Here is a 22,808-nt window from a genome sequence, read left to right as displayed (position 1 = left end):
TTAGCATACCAAATCTAACTACAGTGTCAATAAAAGAGATTTTTGAATGGTTATTATGCGTCCTGTTTGGGTAATAAGATGGTAAAAGTTGTTCCAACGGTTTCTGTTGACGTTAAGATGATATCTCCACCAGACAAATCAACAATCCGTTTGACTAACGCTAACCCTAAACCATTTCCAAATGTATGACGTGTACTATCACCTTGATAGAATTTATCAAATGCTTTTTGAATAACGATATCTGACATGCCGATACCAGTGTCTTTTATGACTATTTTGATATGTTTGTCTTCTTCAGTCAATTGGATGTAAATTTGATCATGTTCTTCAGAAAACTTAATGGCATTACTAATGAGGTTGGTCCAAACTTGCATTAACAATGTTTTGTGTCCGAGGTAGTCCAATTTTGCTAAATCTAAATGTAAATCTATTTGTTTAGCCGACCATTCAGGCTCTAAAAAAACAATGACTTGTCTGATTTGTTCATCTATACGAAAACATTCCTTTTCAGTAGGGAGTGAGTTATTTTCGATTTTAGATAATTGTAGAATATTACCTGTGAGTGTCGATAACTGATGAACACTTTGAATAATCATTTGTGTATAATCTTGTCGTTCGTAGTCGTCTAAGTGTTCATCTTGTAAAAGTGTTGCGTACCCCTCGATAGCAGTGAGAGGGGTTTTGAATTCATGTGAAACGTTAACGATAAAATCATCACGTAAGGTTTCAATACTATTTAACTCTTGGGTCATTTTGTTAAAGTTATTGTATAAATCTCTAATTTCTTTGGTGTGGTGCTGTTTTGTTAATGAAACGGAAAAATCTCCTCGTGCGACTTTATCTAAAGCTTGATTAAAATCTGTTAGGGGTTTTAATATTTTTCGTGCACTTCCAGCAGAAAGAATGGTACCAATCAAGACACTAATTGCTAAAATAATGACAATTGGAAGAGAAGGATGTTGCTTGGCTGGATCAATTAATTTTTGATGGTACATAAACAGTGCGATAACGCCTACGATTAAAGCAGTAATCATTAGAATAATAAATGTAATGATCGTATAATGAATCCACAAAAAAGAATGTTTATGTTTTTTCATGATTGTTTCACCACCTTATAACCGAGTCCTCTAACGGTCACTAATTGAAAATCCATTACCTCTTTTAATCGTTCACGAATCCGGTTGACATGAACATCGATGGTACGTTCGTCTGTATGACTTTCTAATCCCCAAAACTCATCCATCAATTGCTGACGGGTAAATATTTTGTTTGGATATGAGGCTAATTTGTAAAGAATTTGAAATTCTTTTTGAGGTAATACGACCGCTTGATCGTCAAAAAAAACGGTAAGAGAATCATAATCAAGCGTGGTGTTTTCTAATTCTATTTTTTTTTTCAACGGCTATTTTAGCTCGTTTTAGTAAAGCACGCACACGTAACACTAGTTCGTTAACGTTAATAGGCTTGACCATATAGTCATCGGTTCCAATATCAAAGCCTTTTTCAAGCATTTGATAAGAGTCTTTTGCGGTAATCATTAATACAGGTGTTTCATATTTTGCATCTCGTAAACTTTCAATCAATTCATAGCCATCAATTTTGGGCATCATAATATCTGAAATGATTAAATCAATGTGTTGGTTGTCAATAATTTCTAAGGCCTCTTCCCCGTTATAAGCCGAATATACATGGTAGTTATGTCTTGTTAGAACGGTGCTGAAAAGTTTGTTCAGTTGTGTATCATCTTCAACAATTAGGATACTATTCATTAAATTTTCCTCCCTTTATTCATATATTAATAAAAATAATTTAAAAGAACTAGATAGTGTTAATAAAGTTTACATTCAGTTAATATTATAGGCGTATAGTAATGGATATGCAAAAGCTATGAAAAGAGAAAAGGAGGCCTCGCATGTTTAAAGTATTAAAAAAATTTAAACCCGCTGAATATTTAATTGCCTTGATCTCGACATTATTTATTGTCGTACAAGTTTGGTTAGATTTGAAGCTCCCTGACTATATGTCAGAAATTACTATGGTGATGCAAACACCAGGAAGTAAAATGTCAGACCTTAAAGAACCAGGAATGTACATGGTTTTTTGTGCGTTAGGTAGTTTATTATCAGCAGTCATTGTTGGTTATTTTGCTTCTAAATTAGCCACAAACTTGGCACATCGTCTTCGTCAAGAAGTATTTGAAAAGGTTAATGCCTTCTCAATGGAAGAAATGCAACATTTTTCAATTGCTAGTTTAATTACTCGTACAACCAATGATACAAGTCAAGTGCAAATGATTATTGCAATGGGGATGCAAGTGATGATCAAAGCACCAATTATGGCCATCTGGGCAATTACTAAAATTGCTGGGAAAAACAGTGAATGGTCGATTGCAACGGCAGTAGCTGTTGTTGTTTTATTAATGTTGGTAGGAAGCATTGTCGTATTTGCTTTACCAAAATTCAAAATTATCCAAACATTAACGGATAATCTTAACCGTGTTATGCGTGAAGGGTTAACCGGAGTACGCGTAGTACGTGCTTACAATGCTGAAAAGTACCAAGAAGATAAGTTTGAAGTTGCTAATGAAGATGTTACAAAGACTAACTTATTTGTTGGTCGTATGATGGCCTTAATGATGCCAGGAATGACCTTGATCATGAGTGGTTTGTCTTTATCCATTTATTGGATTGGTGCCTACATTATTGATGCTGCAAAAGAAATTCCAGAAAGAATGCAATTATTCTCAGATATGATTGTGTATTCTTCTTATGCCATGCAAGTGGTGATGTCGTTTATGATGTTGGTAATGATTTTTATTATGTTACCAAGAGCGATGGTATCTGCTAGTCGTATCAATGAAGTATTAGATACAAAAACTAAAATTATTGACGGTACGTTGACACAACAACCTTGGGAAATGGGCGAAGTAGAATTTAAACATGTAGACTTCCAATACCCAGATGCTGAAGAAAAAGTATTAGAAGATATTTCCTTTACTGCTTCACCAGGTGAAACAGTGGCCTTTATTGGTTCAACCGGTTCAGGTAAGAGTACATTGATTAACTTATTGGCACGTTTTTATGATGTGACATCAGGTGAAATTTTAATCAATGGAAAAAATATCAAAGAATATAAATTAGAAGATTTATACAATAAAATCGGTTATGTTTCTCAAAAAGCAACTATTTTCTCAGGAACTATTGAATCAAACGTTGCGTTTGGTGATAGTCAGTCAACTGAACCAAATAGTGTTGAAGAAGCTTTACGTACAGCAAAAGGGTTAGAATTTGCTGAAAATATGGAGGGCGGAATTAACGCGAAGATTGAACAAGGTGGTTCTAACCTGTCAGGTGGACAAAAACAACGTTTAGCGATTGCTAGAGCGATTCATAAAAACCCTGAAATCTTTATTTTTGATGATTCTTTCTCAGCGCTAGATTATAAAACTGATAAAGAATTAAGAGCAGAGTTAGATTCACAACGACGTGGTGCAACAACATTTATCGTGGCACAACGTATTGGAACTATTCGTAACGCTAACAAAATCATTGTATTAGATGAAGGTAAAATCGTTGGTATGGGAACACATGATGACTTGATGGAAAATTGTTCTGTATATCAAGAAATAGCCTACTCACAATTATCGAAGGAGGAATTAACTAATGGCTAGACCAATGCATGGTGGCGGCAGACCCGCTGAAAAAATAGACGCTAGTTTCTCCGATACGTGGGGAAAACTAATTGATTACTGTAAACAATACATGCCAGCTATTGCAGTGGCATTAATTGCAGCAGTAGGTGGTGCGATTTTAACCTTAATCGGGCCCAATAAATTAAGTGAATTAACGGACATTATTACTAAAGGTATGATGTCAGATATAGACTTAGGTAGTGTAAAAAATATTGCGATGACCTTGTTAATGATTTATGTGGCAAGTGTCGTATTATCATATTTACAAGGGTTTATCATGACAACGATCACGCAACGTGTTTCTAAGAAGATGCGTGGTGATATCGCAGGTAAAATTAATCGTTTACCCTTGAAGTATTTAGATCAAACAAGTTACGGTGACACACTATCTCGTGTAACCAATGACGTTGATACTATTTCTCAAACATTAAACCAAGGGATCGGCTCGTTAGTTGCGGCAATTGCACAGTTTTTAGGTGCTATTGTGATGATGTATTATACTGATTGGAGAATGGCAACGGTTGGTATCTTAGCGTCATTAGTTGGATTTGTTTTCATGATCACGATTATTTCTAAATCACAAGGGTATTTTGCTAAACAACAAAATTTATTAGGTGAATTAAATGGTCAAATTGAAGAGAATTACAACGGACATACTAATATCAAAGCTTATAACGCTCAACCAGAATTTATTAAAGCTTTTACTGGAGTGAATGACAAATTACGTAACTCAGCTCAAATGGCTCAATTTTTATCAGGGTTAATGATGCCTTTAATGGGATTCATTGGTAATATTGGCTACGTTGCTGTCTGTGTAATGGGAGCTAAATTAGTGATTGATGGTAAAATTACTATTGGGGTAATCGTAGCGTTCATGTTATATATTCGCTTGTTTACACAACCATTATCAAATATTGCCCAATCAATGACGAGTTTACAGTCAACAGGAGCGGCAAGTTATCGTGTGTTTAATTTACTAGAAGAAACAGAGATGAGAGATGAAGATCACTTAATTCAACAATTGGATAATGTTAAAGGTGATGTAACCTTTGATCATGTTTCATTTGGATATGATGAAGACAAGATGATTATTAAAGACTTCTCAGCCAACGTTCATGCAGGTCAAAAAATCGCGATTGTAGGACCAACAGGTGCTGGTAAATCAACGTTAGTTAACTTGTTAATGAAGTTCTATGAAGTGAATGAAGGTGAAATTACTATCGATGGTCACCCAGTGTCAACGTTATCTCGTAAAGCCATTCATGATGCATTTTGTATGGTGTTACAAGATACATGGATGTTTGAAGGGACTATTCGTGAGAATTTGATTTACTCAGAAGAAGGCGTAACAGAAGAACATATGCAAGAAGTGTGTAAAGCTGTTGGGGTGGAACACTTTATTAAAACATTATCAAAAGGCTATGATACGGTACTGGATGACAATACGTCATTATCAGCTGGTCAAAAACAATTAGTCACAATTGCACGTGCGATGTTGAAAGATTCACCAATGCTAATCTTGGATGAAGCAACTAGTTCAGTTGATACACGTACTGAAATTTTAATTCAACAAGCAATGGATAAATTGATGGAGGGCCGTACGTCCTTTGTAATCGCTCATAGATTATCAACAATTAAAGATGCTGACTTGATTTTAGTGATGAAAGATGGTCAAATTATCGAACAAGGTAATCATGATGAATTGATTGAACAAAAAGGATTCTATGAAGAATTATACAACAGTCAATTTACTGAAACAGAAATGGACTAGATTTTATAGTTGTAAAATTATTTATTATAAGTTACACTAGTGTTAACTTAATTGAACACGTCCTTTAGGGGAGTAACCAGTATATCAATGCGATGTTATCAACAGTAAGTAAATTTCGAGAGAAATTTTCTGGTAACATATTAAATGGTGAGACCTAAAACGAGCATTTGCTTGTTTTAGGTCTCACTTTTTTTGTTTGCTATTAGCTAAACCCTAAAGGATGTGAAGGAAAGGAAAAATATATGAAGAAAGTATTTTATCAACAAGCTATAGAGGATGTTTTGGAGGAGACGGGAAGTCAGCTTAATGGCTTACCTCAAGAAGTAGTCGAGCAAAAACAAGCATCATTTGGTTTTAATGAATTAGCGGGGAAAGAGAAGAAAAGTAGTCTAGCTCTATTTATCGATACATTTAAAGATGCCATGGTTATTGTATTATTAGTCGTAACCATGATACAGGTTGTCATGGGGGCGCATATTGAAGCGTTAGTTATTTTTTCAGTTTTAATGTTGAACTCTATTGTGAGTGTGGTTCAAGCTAAAAAAGCAGAAGGTTCGTTAGATGCGTTGAAAAATTTATCGGCACCTGAAGCAAAAGTTCTTCGTGATGGACAAGAAGTGACTATTCCGGCTAAAGAAATTGTAGTAGGTGATATTGTTCTGTTAGAAGCCGGCGATTATGTACCCGCTGATGGCCGTTTAATTGAAGCAGCCTCATTAAAAGTAGACGAAGGCATGTTAACAGGTGAATCAGTTCCTGCCGAAAAATCAGTCGTAGACATCACGAGACAAGTGCCAATTGGTGACAGAATAAACAGTGTATTCAGTGGGACGATCGTCACTTACGGTCGTGCAAAATTCGTCGTGACAGGCATTGCTAATGAAACAGAAATTGGTGAAGTGGCTAATATGTTGGAATCAACTGATGAGCATAAAACACCTCTTCAACGTGGATTAGATAAATTTAGTCACAAGTTAAGTTTGGCTATTTTAGGTTTATCTTTAGTTATTTTAGCAGTACAGATTGCTAGAATTTTCTTAGGAAATGGTTCTGGAGACTTAGTTCAAGATATTGTGAATGCGTTTATGTTCGCAGTAGCAGTAGCCGTAGCAGCAATTCCTGAAGCATTACAATCTATTGTGACCATTGTTTTATCTATTGGTACAAAGAAAATGGCAAAGAAAAATGCCATTATTCGCCAATTACCAGCTGTCGAAACATTAGGTTCAGCTAGCGTTATTTGTACTGATAAAACGGGAACTTTAACACAAAATAAAATGACCGTTGTTGATTATTACTTAGCAAACGGTCAAAAAGACGAATTAGAAAATCGTCCTGAAAAATGGTCAACAGATGAAGCCAAATTAATGCAAATAAGCTTACTGGTTAATGATGCTAAAGTAACGGTAGAAGGTCAAAAATTAGGAGATCCAACAGAGATTGCGTTAATTGATAATGGGTTAGTAAAAAATGCTAACGTTCAAGAAATACAAGTGGCTCATCCAAGAATCGGGGAGTTACCGTTTGATTCTGACCGTAAGTTAATGTCAACGTTACATGAAATCAATGGTCAACACCAGTTGATGGTAAAAGGTGCTCCTGATGTCATGTTTAATCGTTCATCTCATGTATTAGTAAACGGTGAGGTTGTACCGATGACGAAAGAACGTTTAGCGATGATTAAGAAACAAAATGAATCATTTGCTAAACGTGCTCTACGTGTCTTAGCGTTCGCTTACAAGGATCTAGATAGTCAAGAGGGAATTACATTAGATGATGAATCTGATTTAATCTTCGTAGGGTTATTGGCTATGATTGATCCACCAAGAGAAGAAGTATACGATGCTATTAGAGAAGCAAAACAAGCAGGTATCAAAACAGTCATGATTACAGGTGATCATAAGACAACAGCTGTGGCTATCGCAAAAGATATTGGCATTTTTAATGAAGGGGATATGGCGTTAACCGGGACGGAATTAGATTTATTAACTAATGAAGAATTAGCTAATTATTTAGAAAAAATTAGCGTCTATGCGCGTGTATCACCTGAAAATAAAATTAGAATTGTCCGTGCTTGGCAAGAGAAAGGTCACGTTTCAGCGATGACTGGAGATGGCGTGAATGATGCGCCTGCTTTAAAACAAGCAGATATTGGCATTGCTATGGGAACCGGAACAGATGTGGCAAAAGATGCTGCCGCAATGGTTTTAACAGATGACAACTTCGCTTCTATTATTAGTGCAGTTTCAGTAGGACGTAATGTGTTTGATAACATTAAGAAAGCTATTGCTTACTTATTTGCTGGTAACTTAGGGGCAATCTTAGCTATTATTTTTGCTTTAATTGTTGGTTGGGATAGTCCGTTTACGGCATTACAACTATTGTTTATTAACTTAGTGAATGACTCATTACCAGCGATTGCGCTAGGAATGGAAAAAGCTGAACCAACTATTATGAAGCGTGCCCCTCGTAATCCTAATGAAGGGATTTTCTCAGGTGACACATTTGTATCGGTTGCTTACCGTGGGGGATTAATTGCTTTAGTGGTTATCGTTGCGCAATTTATCGGCATGCAAACATCGACTCAACTAGGGGTTGCAATGGCCTTTTCAACATTGATTTGGGCACGTACCTTACAAACGTTTGCCGCACGTAGTAATACAGAAACAAGTATTCAAGCCGGATTCTTTAAAAATAAAGTTGTTGTATGGGCTGTCGTGATTTGTAGTTTACTTTATTTCGTAACGTTATTACCTATTATGCGACCAATTTTTGCTATTCCAGCAAGCTTTGGGGTCGTAGAAGTTGGTATGAGTTTAGGATTAGCGCTATTAGCAGTGTTATTGATGGAGACAACAAAATTTGTCTTGAACAGAAAAGAAAGTAAACAAGCTGATACATATGCAGTTGTAGAGAAATAATGATAAAAAAAGAACTTTCCATTTTGGAAAGTTCTTTTTTATCGCATAAGCAAGACTATCTTCACCAGTGGCAAGCGTCGTTATGAAGGAAAAACAGGTTCAAATGCTATAAAAGCACTTAAACCTGTTAGATTAATATTCATTAATGTCTAGCGTTGATGTATCGGTATAAGGCATTTCTTTGTTAACGAAATAAACATTATACCAAACTAAGAATGTGTAGATTGTCCAAATTTTACGTTGGACATCCGCTTTATTTGTGTAGTGATCATCTAATAATTTTACGATAGATGCTGTGTTGAAAAACTCAGCCGCGACATCTGAAGTAAATAATTCTTTTAATTCGTGGTAAATATTTTCTTCGCGTAACCATTGTTTAATAGGAACTGGGAAGCCTAATTTTTCACGATTACCCCAATCAGTTGGGATATGCTTGTTCGCTGCTTCGCGGAAGACTTCTTTACTATTGTGTTGATTAATTAGATATTTATCTGGAATAACTTCGGCTACTTCTAATAATTTTCTATCTAATAATGGTACACGTAATTCTAATGAATGTGCCATGGACATTTTGTCAGCTTTTAGCAGAATATCTTTTGCCATGAATTGATGTAAGTCAACATATTGCATTTTGTTAATTTCACTTTTAATTGGTTTAGCTGAATTGAAATGAACGGCCATGATATCACTAACTGAAGGACCGTCTAAGTATTCCTCTTGCAGATACTCGCTGACTTCACTTTCATCAAAAATCTTTGCTTGGCCAATAAAATGTTTGCTTGAATCTCCAAGAGAGGTTACCACATGAGCTTTACCAGGGAAGTTACCCGCTTTTTCTAAAGCGTTAGATAATGAGTAGCGAGCGTTTCTTGGTAATTTTTTTAGCACTTGTGTTGCAACACGGATGGCTTTTGATTTTGTTAAGAAACCATACGCTTGGTAGCCTGCAAATAATTCATCCGCACCTTCACCAGATAAAACCACACGATGTTTCTTAGAAGCTAAGTGTGATAAGAAATAAAGCGGCACACATGAAGGATTTGAATCAGGTTCATCTAAATGATATTGAATGGCTGGGAAATATTTAAACGCCATATCACCATCAATCACCGCCGCAGTATTGTTTAAACCTAACGCATCTGTTAAGCGACGTGCTTCGGTTGCTTCGTTATAAGTTTTATCATCAAAACCGATTGAATAGGTCATACTTGGTCGTAAAACTGAAGCAACATAACTTGAGTCAACCCCACTAGACAAGAATGATGCTACTTCAACATCACTAACGGTATGTGTTTGAATCGATTCGTTCACTGCTTCATCGATAGTTTCAATCCATTCTTGACGAGATTTTTTCTCTTTCTTTGTAAAATCAGCATCCCAGTATTTTTTAATCGTCAATTCATTATTGTATAATAAGAAAAAGTGACCTTCTGGTAGACGATAAACATTTTTGAAGAAAGTTTCGTCATTTAATGCAGGATATTGGAATGTTAAATAAGAACGTAAGGCACGTTTGTTTAATTCTTTTTTAAATGAAGGATGTGGTAAGAAACTTTTAATTTCTGATCCATAGATAAATGTGTTATCTTCGTGGTAATAGTAGAAAGGTTTAATTCCAAAATGATCTCTTGCACCAAATAATTCGCCGGTTTCTTTGTCCCAAATAACAAAGGCAAACATACCACGTAATTTTTTAACTATTTTTGTTCCCCATTCTTCATAACCATGTAGAATAACTTCCGTATCTGCTGATGTTGTAAAGACGTGTCCAGCTTCAATTAACTGTTCACGTAATACTTGGTAGTTATAAATTTCTCCGTTGAATGTGATGACTTTTGTTTGTGTTTCGTTGTAGATAGGTTGTGTACCACCTTCTAAGTCAATAATACTTAATCGTCTGAAACCTAAGGCAGCTTGTTCATCAATATATTCTCCTTCGCTATTAGGTCCACGATGGATAATTTTATTTTTCATTTCAGTTAAAACTGCTTGTTGATCATAAGTTGCTTGTTGGCTAATAAACCCCACAATACCGCACATAATAAAACTTCCTCCTTTAATAAACTCTTACTTATTAATTAAAGCAAATCACTATAAAAAAAACAAATATCACAGTTTGAATGAAGTCATAATTTAGAATTATTTAATAATAAACCGCTTCATTTGATTGTGTAGAATGGAGGCTTCTGTAAAGGGCTCTCCAACCGTTTGATAACCCAATGCTTTATAAAAACCAATTGACTCTACTTGAGCATTTAATGTTAAGGTCTGAATTCTTTTTTCCTCAGCTAAACGAGCAATTTCTTCCAGTAATTGACGCCCCATTTGTTGTCGACGAAATTCTTTTTTGACAGCAACGCGTTGAATTTTCCATGTAGTGTCATCAACAGGATATAATCTGGCGGTAGCTACTGGAATATCTCCGTTATACTGCACAATATGGAGGCATTCTTTTTCCAACGAGTCTATCTCAATGGATTCTGGTATTTGCTGTTCAATCACGAAAACTTCACGTCTAATGCGAAGTGCCTCTTGGTAAATAATCGACTCAAGATTAGTTGTTATCCCAAAATTCATGAAAATTCACTTCCTTAAAAATAACATTTATGATAATTTTTGACAAATCGTGTAAAAAAAAGGATACTAATCTATAATTAGTAGTATACCGTTAAAAATAATTTATATAAAGGAGTACCTGAATGTTTGAAAAAATGAAAAATTCTAAATTGATGTTTTGGTCGTTAGAATTACTGATTTTAGCAGCGTTAATTTTTGTCTCGACGAAGATTGACTTTTTATTCTCACCTATTTTTACGTTTGTTAGTACGTTATTTGCCCCTATATTAATTGCTGGATTTTTATTTTACATCCTTAATCCAATTGTCGGTGTGTTAGAAAAAAAAGTGAAAATTAAACGTATTTGGGCAATTATCATCGTGTTAATTTTATTAGTGGGTATTTTAGCTTTAAGCATAGGTATTTTATTACCAGCCTTATTAAACCAAATCAAAGCTCTGGTTGAAAATTTACCACAATTTATTAATTCAATTGAAGATTGGACCAATAAACTGTTAGCTCATCCTAAGTTACAAGGGTTAGATGTATCACAAACACTTGAAAAACTTAACATTGATTTTGGAACGATGGCTAAAAAGTTTGTCGATAATTTATATGCGGGTGTTGGCTCGATTATTGGTAAGTTTGTGGGGGCAGCGTTATTAATCATTACGGTTCCATTTATCTTATTTTATATGTTAAAAGATGGTCATCGCTTAATGCCTAATATTAAACGTCTGATGCCAGAAAATTATCGTGATGAAATGAGTGATTTATTAGGTAAAATGAATCAAACAATTTCAAAATATATTTCAGGTCAAACGATTGAATGCTTATTTGTGGGAGCAGCAACTGCCATAGGCTATGCGCTTCTAGGTGTCGATTATGCCATTTTATTTGGAACGATTGCAGGGATTACGAATATGATTCCTTACTTAGGCCCATATTTAGGGTTAGCTCCAGCTGTGATTGCCACGTTATTTAGTGGGCAGGAAGATGCCGTACTTAAAGCAATCTTATGTTGTGTCTTAGTCTTAGTAGTGCAACAAATTGATGGGAATATTATTTATCCTAATATTATTGGTAAGAGCTTAGACATCCATCCTTTAACCATTATTATTATCTTGTTAGTGGCGGGGAATATCGCTGGTTTAATTGGTATGATTCTAGGTGTGCCGTTCTATGCTATCGTTAAAACAATCGTCGTGCATATTTATCATATGATAAAACTTAATCAAAAAGAAAAAAGTTTGCTGGAGATAAAAGAAGGCGAATCGCCTCAGCGCTAGTCATTCGTTTTTAGAAATAAACGCCAACATGTCATGAAAAGGAAGTGTTTCTTTTTTGTGGCATGTTTTTTTATAAATAAAAGTAGCTAAACCCTAATCTAACACGTATAGTTTGATTCTAAATATTGCGTAATAGCCCCTTTTGTGATACGATTTAATTTGATTAAATATATATACAACAAGGAGAGAATAGCTTATGAACGCTGACCCTGAAAGTCAGTCTTTAGTGATTTTAATTTTAACACTAGTTGTGCTGACACTGTTAAACGCGTTTTTTGCTGCAGCGGAAATTGCCGTTGTATCATTAAACAAAAATCGAGTACAACAAAAGGCTGAGAATGGTGATAAATCTGCCATCAAATTAGCCAAATTATTAACCAACACAGGTAACTTTTTATCGACTATCCAAGTAGGGATTACTTTGGTAAATATTTTATCAGGGGCATCTTTAGCCGATAGTTTCGCTCAGAAATTAGCGCCGGTTTTTGGAGGCCAACCTTGGGCTTTAAAAGTTGCTAATATTCTGGTGTTGATTATGTTAACGTATGTTTCCATCGTGTTTGGAGAATTATATCCCAAACGAATCGCTTTAGCGAAATCAGAAGAGGTTGCTAAAATTGCGGTAGGACCTATTCAAGCAATTGGTGTCATTGCACGACCATTTGTCTGGTTGTTATCTGTTTCAACCGACATACTTGGAAAATTAACACCAATGAAATTTGATGATGAGGATAACCGTATGACGCGTGATGAGATGCGTTATATTTTGGAGTCTGAAGGTGTGTTAGAAGAAGATGAACTTGGCATGGTTCAAGGTGTTTTCTCATTAGATACGACAGTTGCTCGTGAAGTTATGGTACCACGTACCGACGCATTCATGATTGACATGACCACACCTATTGAGGAAAACTATGAAAAAATAATGGCACAAAACTATTCACGTATCCCAGTCTATGAAGTAGACAAAGATAAAGTGATAGGGGTGTTGCATCTTAAAAACTTATTAAAAGCTGCTTTTGATAGAGGTTTTGATCAAATTAACTTAATGGATATTATCCAAGAACCTTTATTTGTTCCAGAGACTATCTTTACAGATGATTTATTACTGGAGCTGCGACGTACGCAAAATCAAATGGCTATCCTATTAGATGAGTACGGTGGTGTTGTTGGTTTAGTAACGTTAGAAGATTTATTAGAAGAAATCGTTGGCGAGATTGATGACGAGTCTGATGAAGTTGAGAATTTAGTTATTAAAGTGTCAGACACAGAATACTTCGTTCAAGGACGTATGTTGATTGATGAATTTAATGAAATGTTTGAGACTAATTTAGAAATGAACGATGTCGATTCCATTGCTGGTTACTTAATTACCGCGTTAGGTACGATTCCTGATGAGGGAGAAAAATTAAGTTACCATGTTGAAAATCTGACGTTAATTTCTGAAGAGATGGAAGGTTCACGTGTATTAACAGTACGTGTTATCTTTGATAGTCCAACTATTGAAACAGCAGAAGAATTAATAGAAGATTAAGTATCCAAAAGAGCATGACGACGTCATGCTCTTTTTTTTGTACACTAAAACTTAAAAACAATATCGCATGAATAAAAAAATAAAAACAGTGTATCAGGTGGCCTAAGTAATAATGTTTTAAAGTTTCATTTTTCATTGTGAAAATAATAGTAAATTATAACAAAAAATCAATATGTTGTGTTATATTGTTATAAGAAGAGTTTGTATTCGCTATATGTTGTTTTTTTCTCTTTTGTGAAAAACAGAATAAAATGGAGGTTAGGGTTATCATGTTAAGTGATATTGGTGTTGTGAAAGAAGCAGATTTAAACGTTGAAGCATTAAAAAAGGTGAAAGTAGTAAAGCGTGATGGCCGACTAGTCGAATTTAATGATCAAAAAATTTATGAAGCTTTGTTAAAAGCCGATCAAAAAATCCATGGAGAATTGCGTCCGTTCATTGAACAAAAAATATGTGAAATAGTCGTGAAAGTAGACAAAGAAATATTAACACGGTACGCAGTTGATATTAAGATTTCAGAAATACAAACGATTGTTGAGCAAACATTGTTAGATGAACGTGAATATGAGTTAGCCCAAGAGTATATACATTATCGTACAAAGCGGGATTTTGAACGTCGTAAAGCAACCGATATTAATTTTACGATTGGCAAATTAATTAATAAAGACCAAACGGTGGTAAATGAAAATGCTAATAAGGATAGTGATGTCTTTAATACTCAACGTGATTTGACAGCAGGAATTGTTGGTAAATCAATTGGCTTAGATATGTTACCGCCTCATGTGGCAAATGCTCATCAAAAAGGTGACATTCATTACCATGATTTAGATTACCATCCGTATACTCCTATGACCAATTGTTGCTTAATTGATTTCGAGGGAATGTTGACAAAAGGATTTAAGATTGGCAATGCTGACGTTGAACCTGCTAAATCAATTCAAACCGCTACCGCACAAATTTCTCAAATTATTGCGAATGTAGCTTCTAGTCAATACGGAGGATGTTCAGCAGATAGAATTGATGAATTATTAGCACCCTTTGCCGAAAAAAACTATCAAAAGCACTTAGTTGATGCCCGTGAGTGGATTGACGATCAGTCGAAACATGAAGCATATGCAAAAAAGAAAACAGCTAAAGATATTTATGATGCTATGCAAAGTCTAGAATATGAAATCAATACGCTATTTACCTCCAATGGTCAAACACCATTTACATCTCTAGGCTTTGGTTTGGGGGTAAATTGGTTTGAACGAGAAATCCAACAAGCTATTTTTAAGATTAGAATTGCTGGATTAGGCAAAGAAAAACGTACAGCAATTTTCCCTAAATTGATTTTTACCATTAAAAAAGGGGTCAACCAATCACCAGAAGATCCAAATTATGATATTAAACAGTTAGCACTAGAATGTGCAACAAAGCGTATGTATCCGGATATTTTAAACTACGATAAAATTGTTGAGTTGACGGGTAGTTTCAAAGTACCAATGGGCTGTCGTTCTTTCCTACAAGGATGGAAAAATGAGGCAGGTGAAGAGGTAACATCTGGTCGCATGAATTTGGGTGTAGTGACGTTGAACTTACCAAGAATTGCACTAGAGGCTGAAGGTGACCAAGAAAAATTTTGGCATATATTAGATGAACGTTTGGCTATTATGAAAGATGCACTTGTTTACCGTGTTGAACGTTGCCGTCAGGCGAAACCTGAAAATGCGCCAATTTTATATCAGTATGGGGCTTTTGGTGAGCGCTTGAAAAAAGGTGACGATGTTGATCAATTGTTTAGAAACAAACGGGCAACTGTTTCTATGGGTTATATTGGATTATATGAAGTTGCAACGAGCTTTTTTGGTCCAAATTGGGAACATGATACAAAAGCAAAAGCATTTACGTTAGACATCATGAAGTACTTAAAACAACATGCGGATGACTGGGGGAATCAGTACGGTTACCATTTTAGTGTTTATTCAACACCAAGTGAAAGTTTAACTGACCGATTTTGCCGTATGGACAAAGATAAGTTTGGTGAAATAGAGGATATCACGTCTAAAGATTATTATACAAATAGTTTCCATTATGATGTTCGAAAAGATCCAACACCATTTGAAAAATTAGATTTTGAAAAAGATTACCCAGCGTATTGCTCAGGAGGCTTTATCCATTACTGTGAATACCCTGTGATTCAACAAAATCCGAAAGCTTTAGAAGCTGTCTGGGATTATGCCTATAATCGAGTAGGGTATTTAGGGACTAATACGCCAATTGATCACTGTTATGAGTGTGATTTTGAAGGTGACTTTGAACCGACTGAGCGAGGCTTTAAGTGTCCAAATTGCGGTAATACTAATCCTAAGACAAGTGATGTTGTCAAACGCACGTGTGGCTATTTAGGGAATCCTCAAGCACGTCCTATGGTACATGGCCGACATAAAGAAATTTCTGCACGTGTCAAACATATGAAATAGGTGAGTAAATGAGAAATCCTAAACCTAAAGAGTGGCTAGCTGAAGACTATAGCCAACATTACTATGCTGATTATAAACCGTTTAATTTTGTAGATGGTGAAGGTGTTCGATGTAGTTTGTACGTTAGTGGCTGTTTATTTGCTTGCGAGGGATGTTACAATAAAGCCGTTCAAAGTTTTCGCTATGGCCAACCGTACAGTGAGGCAGTTGAGACACGAATTTTAGCAGACTTATCACAACCTTATTGTCAGGGACTAACGTTATTAGGAGGAGAACCTTTTCTTAATACAGGTATTTGTTTACCATTAGCTAAAAAAGTTCGTGAGCAATTTGGTCATTCAAAAGATATCTGGGCATGGTCAGGGTATACATTTGAAGAACTCTTACAAGAATCAGCAGATAAGTTAGCCTTACTCTCTGAGATAGATATTTTAGTTGATGGTCGCTTTGAAATATCAAAAAAAGACTTGAAACTACAATTTAGAGGCAGTAGTAATCAACGGATTATTGATGTGGTTAAATCACTGGAACAACAGCAAGTAGTGATTTGGGATAAGTGCTTAGATGCTAATGAAACTTTTGAACAAATTAAACGAGAAAAATAAACAAAAGCAGGGATAGTATGTAGAGATTTTATCCCACCTCTAGTTGAATTACTATGTAAACAACTAATGTTTAATGCTATACTATTAAGTATAAAAACAATTAGGGGGTTAGACATTTGTTAGAGAATAAAGAAGAAAAAATGTTACAAGAATTAACAAGCGCTCGTGGTGTACCAGGTAATGAAGATGAAGTAAGAGAACTTTTTGTTAAATATGCTACACCTCATGCTGATCGTATGATGTATGACGGATTAGGTGGTGTTATGGCACGACGTAATGGTAATTTAGAAGGACCTCGTGTGATGATTATGGGCCATATGGATGAAGTTGGTTTCATGGTGACTCAAATTACTGAAAAAGGTTTCTTAAAATTCCAAACACTAGGTGGCTGGTGGAACCAAGTGATGCTAGCCCAACAAGTAGAAGTGAAAACAGCTAAAGGCGATATTATTCATGGTGTGATTGGTTGTAAACCACCACATGTATTATCAGCAGAAGCACGTAAGAAACCTTATGAAATATCAGATATGTTTATTGATATTGGTGCGACAAGTGAAGAAGAAGTAAAAGCGTGGGGTGTACGCCCTGGTGATATGGTGACACCTTATACTGAATATCGTCGTTTAAACGGTTCAAAATACTTATTAGCGAAAGCTTGGGACAATCGTATCGGGACAGCTGTGTCGTTAAAAGTATTAGAAAATTTAGCGTCTGAAGGACATCCAAATATCTTATTTGCAGGTAGTAATGTGCAAGAAGAAGTTGGCTTACGTGGTTCACGTACAAGTACTCACTTAGCTAATCCTGATATCGCGTTTGCATTAGACACTGGTACAGCCGGTGATACACCAGGTATGACTGCTAAAGAATCAATGTCTGAACTAGGAAAAGGACCTCAAATTTTGATTTTTGATGCATCGATGATTCCGCATCGTAAACTACGTGATTTCGTGATTGATGTAGCCGATGAATTAAATATTCCTTATCAACTAGAAGTGGTGGCTGGTGGAGGAACAGATGCCGGAACAGCTCATATTACACGAGATGGCGTGCCAGCATTAGCAATTACTGTTTCAACACGTTATTTACATTCTCATACTTCAGTTATCCACGAAGATGATTATTTAAATACGGTTAAATTAGTCACAGAAGTAGTGAAACGACTAGATAAAGAAACGGTTGACTCAATTACTTCGTACGAATAAACGTATGGTAAACCTAAGTTTTCTAGCCAATTTAGCCTCCTAATTGTAGGAGGCTTTTTGTTGTCAAAAACAGAAAAATAAGTTTACTTTTGATTAATCGTTTTATACAAAATTGTATGTTAATGGGTTATTAATTAGGCTTTTTTACCTGAAATAAGTTATTATTAGAAGTATAATGAACGATTTGTTGGTTATTAAAATAAAATCAGTGTAAATTATTAGAGTAGCATTGAAAGGGGAATAACATGAAATTAACCGTTTTAGGGTATTGGGGTGCTTATCCGTGGAATGATGAAGGAACCTCAAGCTATTTACTAACATCAGATGAATTTTCTCTGTTAATCGATGCAGGGAGTGGCACATTTAACCAGTTAAGAAAGCATATTGATCCATTAGCATTAGATGCCGTGATTTTATCTCATTATCATCACGATCACATAGCAGATTTAGGTGTCCTACAATTTTATCGACAATTAAATCAAGAAGAAGCCCAGCCAATATTACCAATTTATGGGCATACGGAGCATGACTTTTATTATTCAGCATTAACGATGACTAACGTTAGTCAAGGACATGCTTATTATGAGCAAGATACGATTGAAGTGGGGCCATTTAGTATTAAGTTCTTAAGAACGAAACATCCAGTCCCTTGTTTTGCCATGCGTATTACTGAACAGTCGACGGGCAAGTCATTGGTCTACACAGCAGACTCAGGTTGGCTAGACGCCTTTGATGACTTTGTTTTAGATACAGACTTATTAATAGCAGATAGTTACTTCTTGAGTGGTACAGAAAATCATCCCGTTCATTTTAGTGTGAAAGAAGTAGCTGAAATGACCGTACGAGGCAATATTCCAACCGTTGTTCTGAGCCATTTAAAGCAACGAATTGACTTGAATCAGCTATTAGAAGAAGCACAGGCTATTACGCAAGATAAAGCAACACCTATTTTAGCAACAACAGGTTTAACAATAACTATATAATTATTTGAAACTAAAGGAGAAATGTCACATGATTTATGTCCCAAATGAAAACAATGACCCACGTGTTAACTTAGCAATTGAAACGTTTTTATTACAAGAGATGAAAGTCGATGAACCCATTTTATTATTTTATATCAATGAGCCATCAATCATTATTGGTCGTAACCAAAATACGATTGAGGAAATTAACTTAGACTATGTGGAAGAAAATAATATTCACGTCGTGCGCCGCTTAAGTGGTGGTGGTGCGGTGTATCATGATTTTGGTAATTTGAATTTCAGTTTTATTATGCCAGATGATGGCGAATCATTCCGTGACTTCAAAAAATTAACGAGCCCAATTATTGAAGCTCTACATTCAATGGGCGTCTCAGGTGCTGAATTAAAAGGTCGTAATGACTTAGTAATTGGCGATAAAAAATTCTCTGGTAACGCAATGTATGCGACAAATGGTCGTATGTTCGCTCACGGTACAATTATGTTAGATAGTGACGTGAATGAAGTAGTAAATGCATTAAAAGTTCGTAAAGATAAAATCGAATCTAAAGGGATTAAGTCCATTCGTTCACGTGTGACTAACATTAAGCCGTACTTGGATGATGCGTATCAAAATCTTTCCACAAAAGATTTCCGAGATGATATTTTATTACGTATTTTTAACGTCGATTCAATCGATCAAGTTCAAACTTATGAATTAACAGATGAGGACTGGGCTAGAATTAATGAAATTTCTGATAAATATTATCGCAATTGGGATTGGAATTTTGGTAAATCACCTGAATTTGATAAAGTTCGTCGTGAGCGTTTCCCAATTGGTTCAGTAGAAGTACGCTTGAATGTTGCAGAAGGTAAAATTCAAGAGGCTAAAATCTTTGGTGATTTCTTTGGACTAGGAGAAATTGCAGATGTTGAACAAATGCTTGTAGGAACACGTTATACAAAAGAAGATTTACAAGAAGTAGTAAGTAGAATAGACATCCAAAAATATTTTGGAAATATTTCAGCACAAGATTTACTAGGGTTACTTTATTAAAATAAAATAACTTTATATTTCCATTTGAAGAAGGAGCAGAATTTTTTCTGCTCTTTTTTTCTGCGTAAAAATATAAAAAAAGTAATATGTATGCGATTTAATATACAAATATTAATAATAAGTTTAAATGTTTATTATTTTTTAAAGAAGGTGATAAGATTTAAATAACAAGTAGTTTAATAATTTTTTTGGAGGAGACAGTATGGGAGAAAAAGAAATTTATTTAACCGAAGATGTGGCACTTGCGTTAAAGAACTTCTTAGATAACGATGATTTATCTGGAGCTATTAGTTATGCGGAAGCAAATCAAGAGCTATTAGGTGATCAGTATGAAGAAGTTATCAACTGGTTAAGCAATATAGGATCAAATACGACCGTTTCTCTTGATGACGAAATCATAGAATAAGAAAGAACTACTCATAGATAACAGTATATAGGAGTTTTAAACGTTTTGTTTTTTGGAGAAAACTATTAGTTAGGGGAGAAAAACATGGTAGATGATAAAAAATTAATTCAAGAAAAGGTTATTACACGTTTTCAACAATTATTTAATGACAAAGATTATGCAAAAGCAATGACGTATTTAGAAAGTCGTAAAGAGTACTTAGGAGACAAATTTGAAGAGATGATTCAATGGTTCATCACTAACCGTATGATGAGAATTAGTCAAGATAGTAAGTTAGAAGGTAATTCATTATTTAAAGATGTTTTAGGATTAATTTCGACAAATGATTTCAAAAAAGCTAACTCGTTAGTAGACACTAGCAAAAACTTATTAGGTGATTATTATTATGAAATGAAGGACTTATTATCTTTTGCTCGTAATCAAGCGTTAAAATTAGTGTTACCTGAAAATGATCATGGCATACTAGAAGATATTCAAAAGTTAGTTTCAACGAATCGTTTTGCTGAAGCTAATATTTTAGTAGATGGTTATAAGGAAAAACTAGGTGATTTTTATGATGATATCAAAGGTTGGTTAGCATTTGGCAAAGAAAATAAGGATGTTCCTGCATTTGGTTTGAAAACAACATTGAATAAAGTTACAGATACAGTTTCCGATGCGTTTTCAGTGACAGATAAGGCTGTGGATAAAGTAGTTGACAAATTAACCGATAACACGTCACGGCTTGATTTTGACATGGATAAAGTGAAAAATTTATTTATAAATATTGGAAAACCAGACTTAGTCAATAAACTAGCTAGTTTGCTAAAAGATAAAAAATATAATGAAGCAACATTGTTAGTTGACAGACATTCAAAAGATTTTGGCGATTATTCAAACGATGTAAAAGCCTTCATTAATAAAGTGAAATTAACACCAAATGTTGATTTAGAATGGAATAAATTAATTCCAACACTAGGAATTAAATCTACAATGGATAAAGTGGGAGATGCAGTTAGCGCAGCAACTGATATTAACCTTGATTTTGATACAGTCAAAAATTTATTTACAAACATTGGAAAACCAGATTTAGCCAATAAACTAGCTGGCTTATTGAAAGATAAAAAATATAATGAAGCTTCATTGTTAGTTGACCGTCATGAAAAAGATTTTGGCAGCTATGCTAAAGATATTAGAGGATTAATCAACAAATTTAAATTAACACCAAACTTAAACTTTGACTGGGCAAAATTACTGCCAGCTTTATCTCTTGGGTTACCCAAAGTAGGTTTAGTCGACCGTGATGTGAAGAAAGACATTAAGGTAGAACCTAAAGTTGAAAAAGTAGGATTGAAAACAGATATTAAGGATGAGAAACCTGATATTGTCCGTTTAACAGCTGAAGAAAAACCTAAAAAATCTTTATGGGGTAGTTGGTTACCTTGGTTATTAGGTTTAGGAGCATTAGGATTATTAGGAGGATTATTAGGGTTATTTAGTCCTAAAGATGATGAAGTAGCCATCAATACGGATGCTTCAACAAGTGAAACAATAGTAGCGGAAGAAAGTACAAGTAAAAAAGTTGTGGTTGAAGAGAGTTCAGAAGATAGCGAAGTAGCAGTAAATTCATTATTAGATCCAGCTAAGATCACCTCAGTATTCCCATCAATTGAATTAGGTGGAAAAGTAAAAATTCAAGACTTTGCAACAAAATTTGCAGATGGTACAGATTTAGGTGATATTGATTTAACAAAAGAATACACAGTTGAAAAAGTAGAAGAAAAAGAAGATGGCGATGCTAAACGTTCATACTATTTAACAGAATTAAAACAATGGATCAGTGAAAAAGATTTGTTCCCAGAACTACCAACAGTAGATGTGGACCCAATTAGTATTGCATCTAAATTCCCAGCAGTTGCTAAAGGAGCAAAAGTTAAGTTACAAGATTTTGCAACTAAATTTACAGATGGTTTAACTATTCCTAAAGTTGAGTTAGGTAAAGACTTTACCATAGCGGGTGTTAAAGAAGTAGTGGATGGCGATTCAACAAGAGCATATTATCTTGAAGAAGCACGTCAATGGATTAGCGAGCATAACTTATTTGCTAAAGATGCAATAAATGATAAATTAAAAGAAGCAACATTTGCAATTGGTCAAACAGTTAAAGTAGCAGAACATGCAACACATTACGAAGAACGTAACGAAATTCCAGCAGATGTTAAAGGAAAAGAATATGAAGTAGAAGATATTCATATTATTAATATCGATGATTCAAACATTGCCTATAAACTTAAAGGTTTAGATTACTGGGTAATTCAACAAGATATCATCAAATAAAAAAGATAAAGGGAGCAGAAGATTAATCTTCTGCTCCCT

At 34.8% G+C, this 22,808-nt stretch carries 15 protein-coding genes and 1 pseudogene; 12 read left to right on the top strand and 4 right to left on the bottom strand.

All coding sequences use genetic code 11. The features are described 5' to 3' along the window. Positions 1–53 precede the first annotated feature (53 nt). Positions 54–1,097, bottom strand: coding sequence for a HAMP domain-containing sensor histidine kinase (locus tag E4Z98_RS07285; protein WP_135254504.1), 1,044 nt, complete (start codon positions 1,095–1,097; stop codon positions 54–56). Beyond that, positions 1,094–1,769 (bottom strand): annotated as a pseudogene (locus E4Z98_RS07280) (response regulator transcription factor). The gene E4Z98_RS07285 and the pseudogene E4Z98_RS07280 overlap by 4 nt, the downstream one beginning before the upstream one ends. A 143-nt stretch (positions 1,770–1,912) precedes the next feature. Here E4Z98_RS07280 and E4Z98_RS07275 point away from each other — a divergent pair. The 3 genes from E4Z98_RS07275 (at position 1,913) to E4Z98_RS07265 (ending at position 8,383) form a co-directional block, all read left to right on the top strand. Beyond that, entirely contained in the window at positions 1,913–3,670 is a 1,758-nt protein-coding gene (locus tag E4Z98_RS07275) for an ABC transporter ATP-binding protein (protein WP_135254506.1), read from the top strand. A gap of 4 nt (positions 3,671–3,674) precedes the next feature. After that, positions 3,675–5,462, top strand: a complete 1,788-nt coding sequence (locus tag E4Z98_RS07270) for an ABC transporter ATP-binding protein (RefSeq protein ID WP_209316307.1) — start codon at positions 3,675–3,677, stop codon at positions 5,460–5,462. Positions 5,463–5,704: 242 nt separating this feature from the next. Then, positions 5,705–8,383 carry a cation-translocating P-type ATPase gene (locus tag E4Z98_RS07265; protein ID WP_135254508.1) on the top strand — a complete coding sequence of 893 codons (2,679 nt, stop codon included), beginning with the start codon at positions 5,705–5,707 and terminating at the stop codon, positions 8,381–8,383. A 132-nt stretch (positions 8,384–8,515) separates the two neighbouring features. Here the strand turns inward: E4Z98_RS07265 and asnB are convergent, their stop codons facing one another. Together asnB and E4Z98_RS07255 are read right to left on the bottom strand one after the other, a co-directional pair. Further along, positions 8,516–10,423 carry an asparagine synthase (glutamine-hydrolyzing) gene (gene asnB, locus E4Z98_RS07260; RefSeq protein ID WP_135254509.1) on the bottom strand — a complete coding sequence of 636 codons (1,908 nt, stop codon included), beginning with the start codon at positions 10,421–10,423 and terminating at the stop codon, positions 8,516–8,518. A gap of 99 nt (positions 10,424–10,522) precedes the next feature. Then, positions 10,523–10,960 carry a GNAT family N-acetyltransferase gene (locus E4Z98_RS07255; protein WP_135254510.1) on the bottom strand — a complete coding sequence of 146 codons (438 nt, stop codon included), beginning with the start codon at positions 10,958–10,960 and terminating at the stop codon, positions 10,523–10,525. Positions 10,961–11,082: 122 nt separating this feature from the next. On the opposite strand from E4Z98_RS07255, the gene E4Z98_RS07250 reads away from it, so the two are divergent. The 9 genes from E4Z98_RS07250 (at position 11,083) to E4Z98_RS07210 (ending at position 22,769) form a co-directional block, all read left to right on the top strand. Next, on the top strand, positions 11,083–12,228 hold the full coding sequence (locus tag E4Z98_RS07250; protein ID WP_135254511.1) for an AI-2E family transporter: 1,146 nt from the start codon (positions 11,083–11,085) through the stop codon (positions 12,226–12,228). A 196-nt stretch (positions 12,229–12,424) separates the two neighbouring features. After that, entirely contained in the window at positions 12,425–13,759 is a 1,335-nt protein-coding gene (locus E4Z98_RS07245; protein ID WP_135254512.1) for a hemolysin family protein, read from the top strand. A gap of 269 nt (positions 13,760–14,028) precedes the next feature. Beyond that, positions 14,029–16,221, top strand: a complete 2,193-nt coding sequence (nrdD, locus tag E4Z98_RS07240) for an anaerobic ribonucleoside-triphosphate reductase (protein WP_135254513.1) — start codon at positions 14,029–14,031, stop codon at positions 16,219–16,221. A gap of 8 nt (positions 16,222–16,229) precedes the next feature. Beyond that, entirely contained in the window at positions 16,230–16,826 is a 597-nt protein-coding gene (gene nrdG, locus E4Z98_RS07235) for an anaerobic ribonucleoside-triphosphate reductase activating protein (RefSeq protein ID WP_135254514.1), read from the top strand. Between the two features lie 140 nt (positions 16,827–16,966). Next, entirely contained in the window at positions 16,967–18,031 is a 1,065-nt protein-coding gene (locus E4Z98_RS07230) for a M42 family metallopeptidase (RefSeq protein ID WP_135254633.1), read from the top strand. A gap of 245 nt (positions 18,032–18,276) precedes the next feature. Next, positions 18,277–19,014 carry an MBL fold metallo-hydrolase gene (locus E4Z98_RS07225; RefSeq protein WP_135254515.1) on the top strand — a complete coding sequence of 246 codons (738 nt, stop codon included), beginning with the start codon at positions 18,277–18,279 and terminating at the stop codon, positions 19,012–19,014. Positions 19,015–19,042: 28 nt separating this feature from the next. Continuing rightward, entirely contained in the window at positions 19,043–20,047 is a 1,005-nt protein-coding gene (gene lplA, locus E4Z98_RS07220) for a lipoate--protein ligase (protein ID WP_135254516.1), read from the top strand. 202 nt (positions 20,048–20,249) lie between these two features. Further along, the gene (locus tag E4Z98_RS07215) at positions 20,250–20,453 is read left to right on the top strand and encodes a hypothetical protein (RefSeq protein ID WP_135254517.1); all 204 of its coding nucleotides are present in this window, start codon (positions 20,250–20,252) and stop codon (positions 20,451–20,453) included. An 84-nt stretch (positions 20,454–20,537) separates the two neighbouring features. Beyond that, positions 20,538–22,769 carry a hypothetical protein gene (locus E4Z98_RS07210; RefSeq protein ID WP_135254518.1) on the top strand — a complete coding sequence of 744 codons (2,232 nt, stop codon included), beginning with the start codon at positions 20,538–20,540 and terminating at the stop codon, positions 22,767–22,769. Positions 22,770–22,808: the final 39 nt, after the last annotated feature.

Source organism: Vagococcus xieshaowenii (assembly GCF_004792515.1).
GTDB classification, from domain to species: domain Bacteria; phylum Bacillota; class Bacilli; order Lactobacillales; family Vagococcaceae; genus Vagococcus_A; species Vagococcus_A xieshaowenii.
The sequence above is the reverse complement of the archived record's forward strand: the minus strand, read 5'-3'. Positions and strand labels throughout refer to the sequence as shown.

Coding starts and splice junctions, on each gene's coding strand:
- E4Z98_RS07270 (WP_209316307.1), top strand. CDS start 3,675: ATGCATGGTGGCGGCAGACCCGCTGAAAAAATAGACGCTAGTTTCTCC.
- E4Z98_RS07210 (WP_135254518.1), top strand. CDS start 20,538: ATGGTAGATGATAAAAAATTAATTCAAGAAAAGGTTATTACACGTTTT.
- E4Z98_RS07215 (WP_135254517.1), top strand. CDS start 20,250: ATGGGAGAAAAAGAAATTTATTTAACCGAAGATGTGGCACTTGCGTTA.
- nrdG (WP_135254514.1), top strand. CDS start 16,230: ATGAGAAATCCTAAACCTAAAGAGTGGCTAGCTGAAGACTATAGCCAA.
- asnB (WP_135254509.1), bottom strand. CDS start 10,423: ATGTGCGGTATTGTGGGGTTTATTAGCCAACAAGCAACTTATGATCAA.
- E4Z98_RS07245 (WP_135254512.1), top strand. CDS start 12,425: ATGAACGCTGACCCTGAAAGTCAGTCTTTAGTGATTTTAATTTTAACA.
- E4Z98_RS07250 (WP_135254511.1), top strand. CDS start 11,083: ATGTTTGAAAAAATGAAAAATTCTAAATTGATGTTTTGGTCGTTAGAA.
- E4Z98_RS07265 (WP_135254508.1), top strand. CDS start 5,705: ATGAAGAAAGTATTTTATCAACAAGCTATAGAGGATGTTTTGGAGGAG.
- lplA (WP_135254516.1), top strand. CDS start 19,043: ATGATTTATGTCCCAAATGAAAACAATGACCCACGTGTTAACTTAGCA.
- E4Z98_RS07275 (WP_135254506.1), top strand. CDS start 1,913: ATGTTTAAAGTATTAAAAAAATTTAAACCCGCTGAATATTTAATTGCC.
- E4Z98_RS07255 (WP_135254510.1), bottom strand. CDS start 10,960: ATGAATTTTGGGATAACAACTAATCTTGAGTCGATTATTTACCAAGAG.
- E4Z98_RS07285 (WP_135254504.1), bottom strand. CDS start 1,097: ATGAAAAAACATAAACATTCTTTTTTGTGGATTCATTATACGATCATT.
- E4Z98_RS07230 (WP_135254633.1), top strand. CDS start 16,967: ATGTTACAAGAATTAACAAGCGCTCGTGGTGTACCAGGTAATGAAGAT.
- E4Z98_RS07225 (WP_135254515.1), top strand. CDS start 18,277: ATGAAATTAACCGTTTTAGGGTATTGGGGTGCTTATCCGTGGAATGAT.
- nrdD (WP_135254513.1), top strand. CDS start 14,029: ATGTTAAGTGATATTGGTGTTGTGAAAGAAGCAGATTTAAACGTTGAA.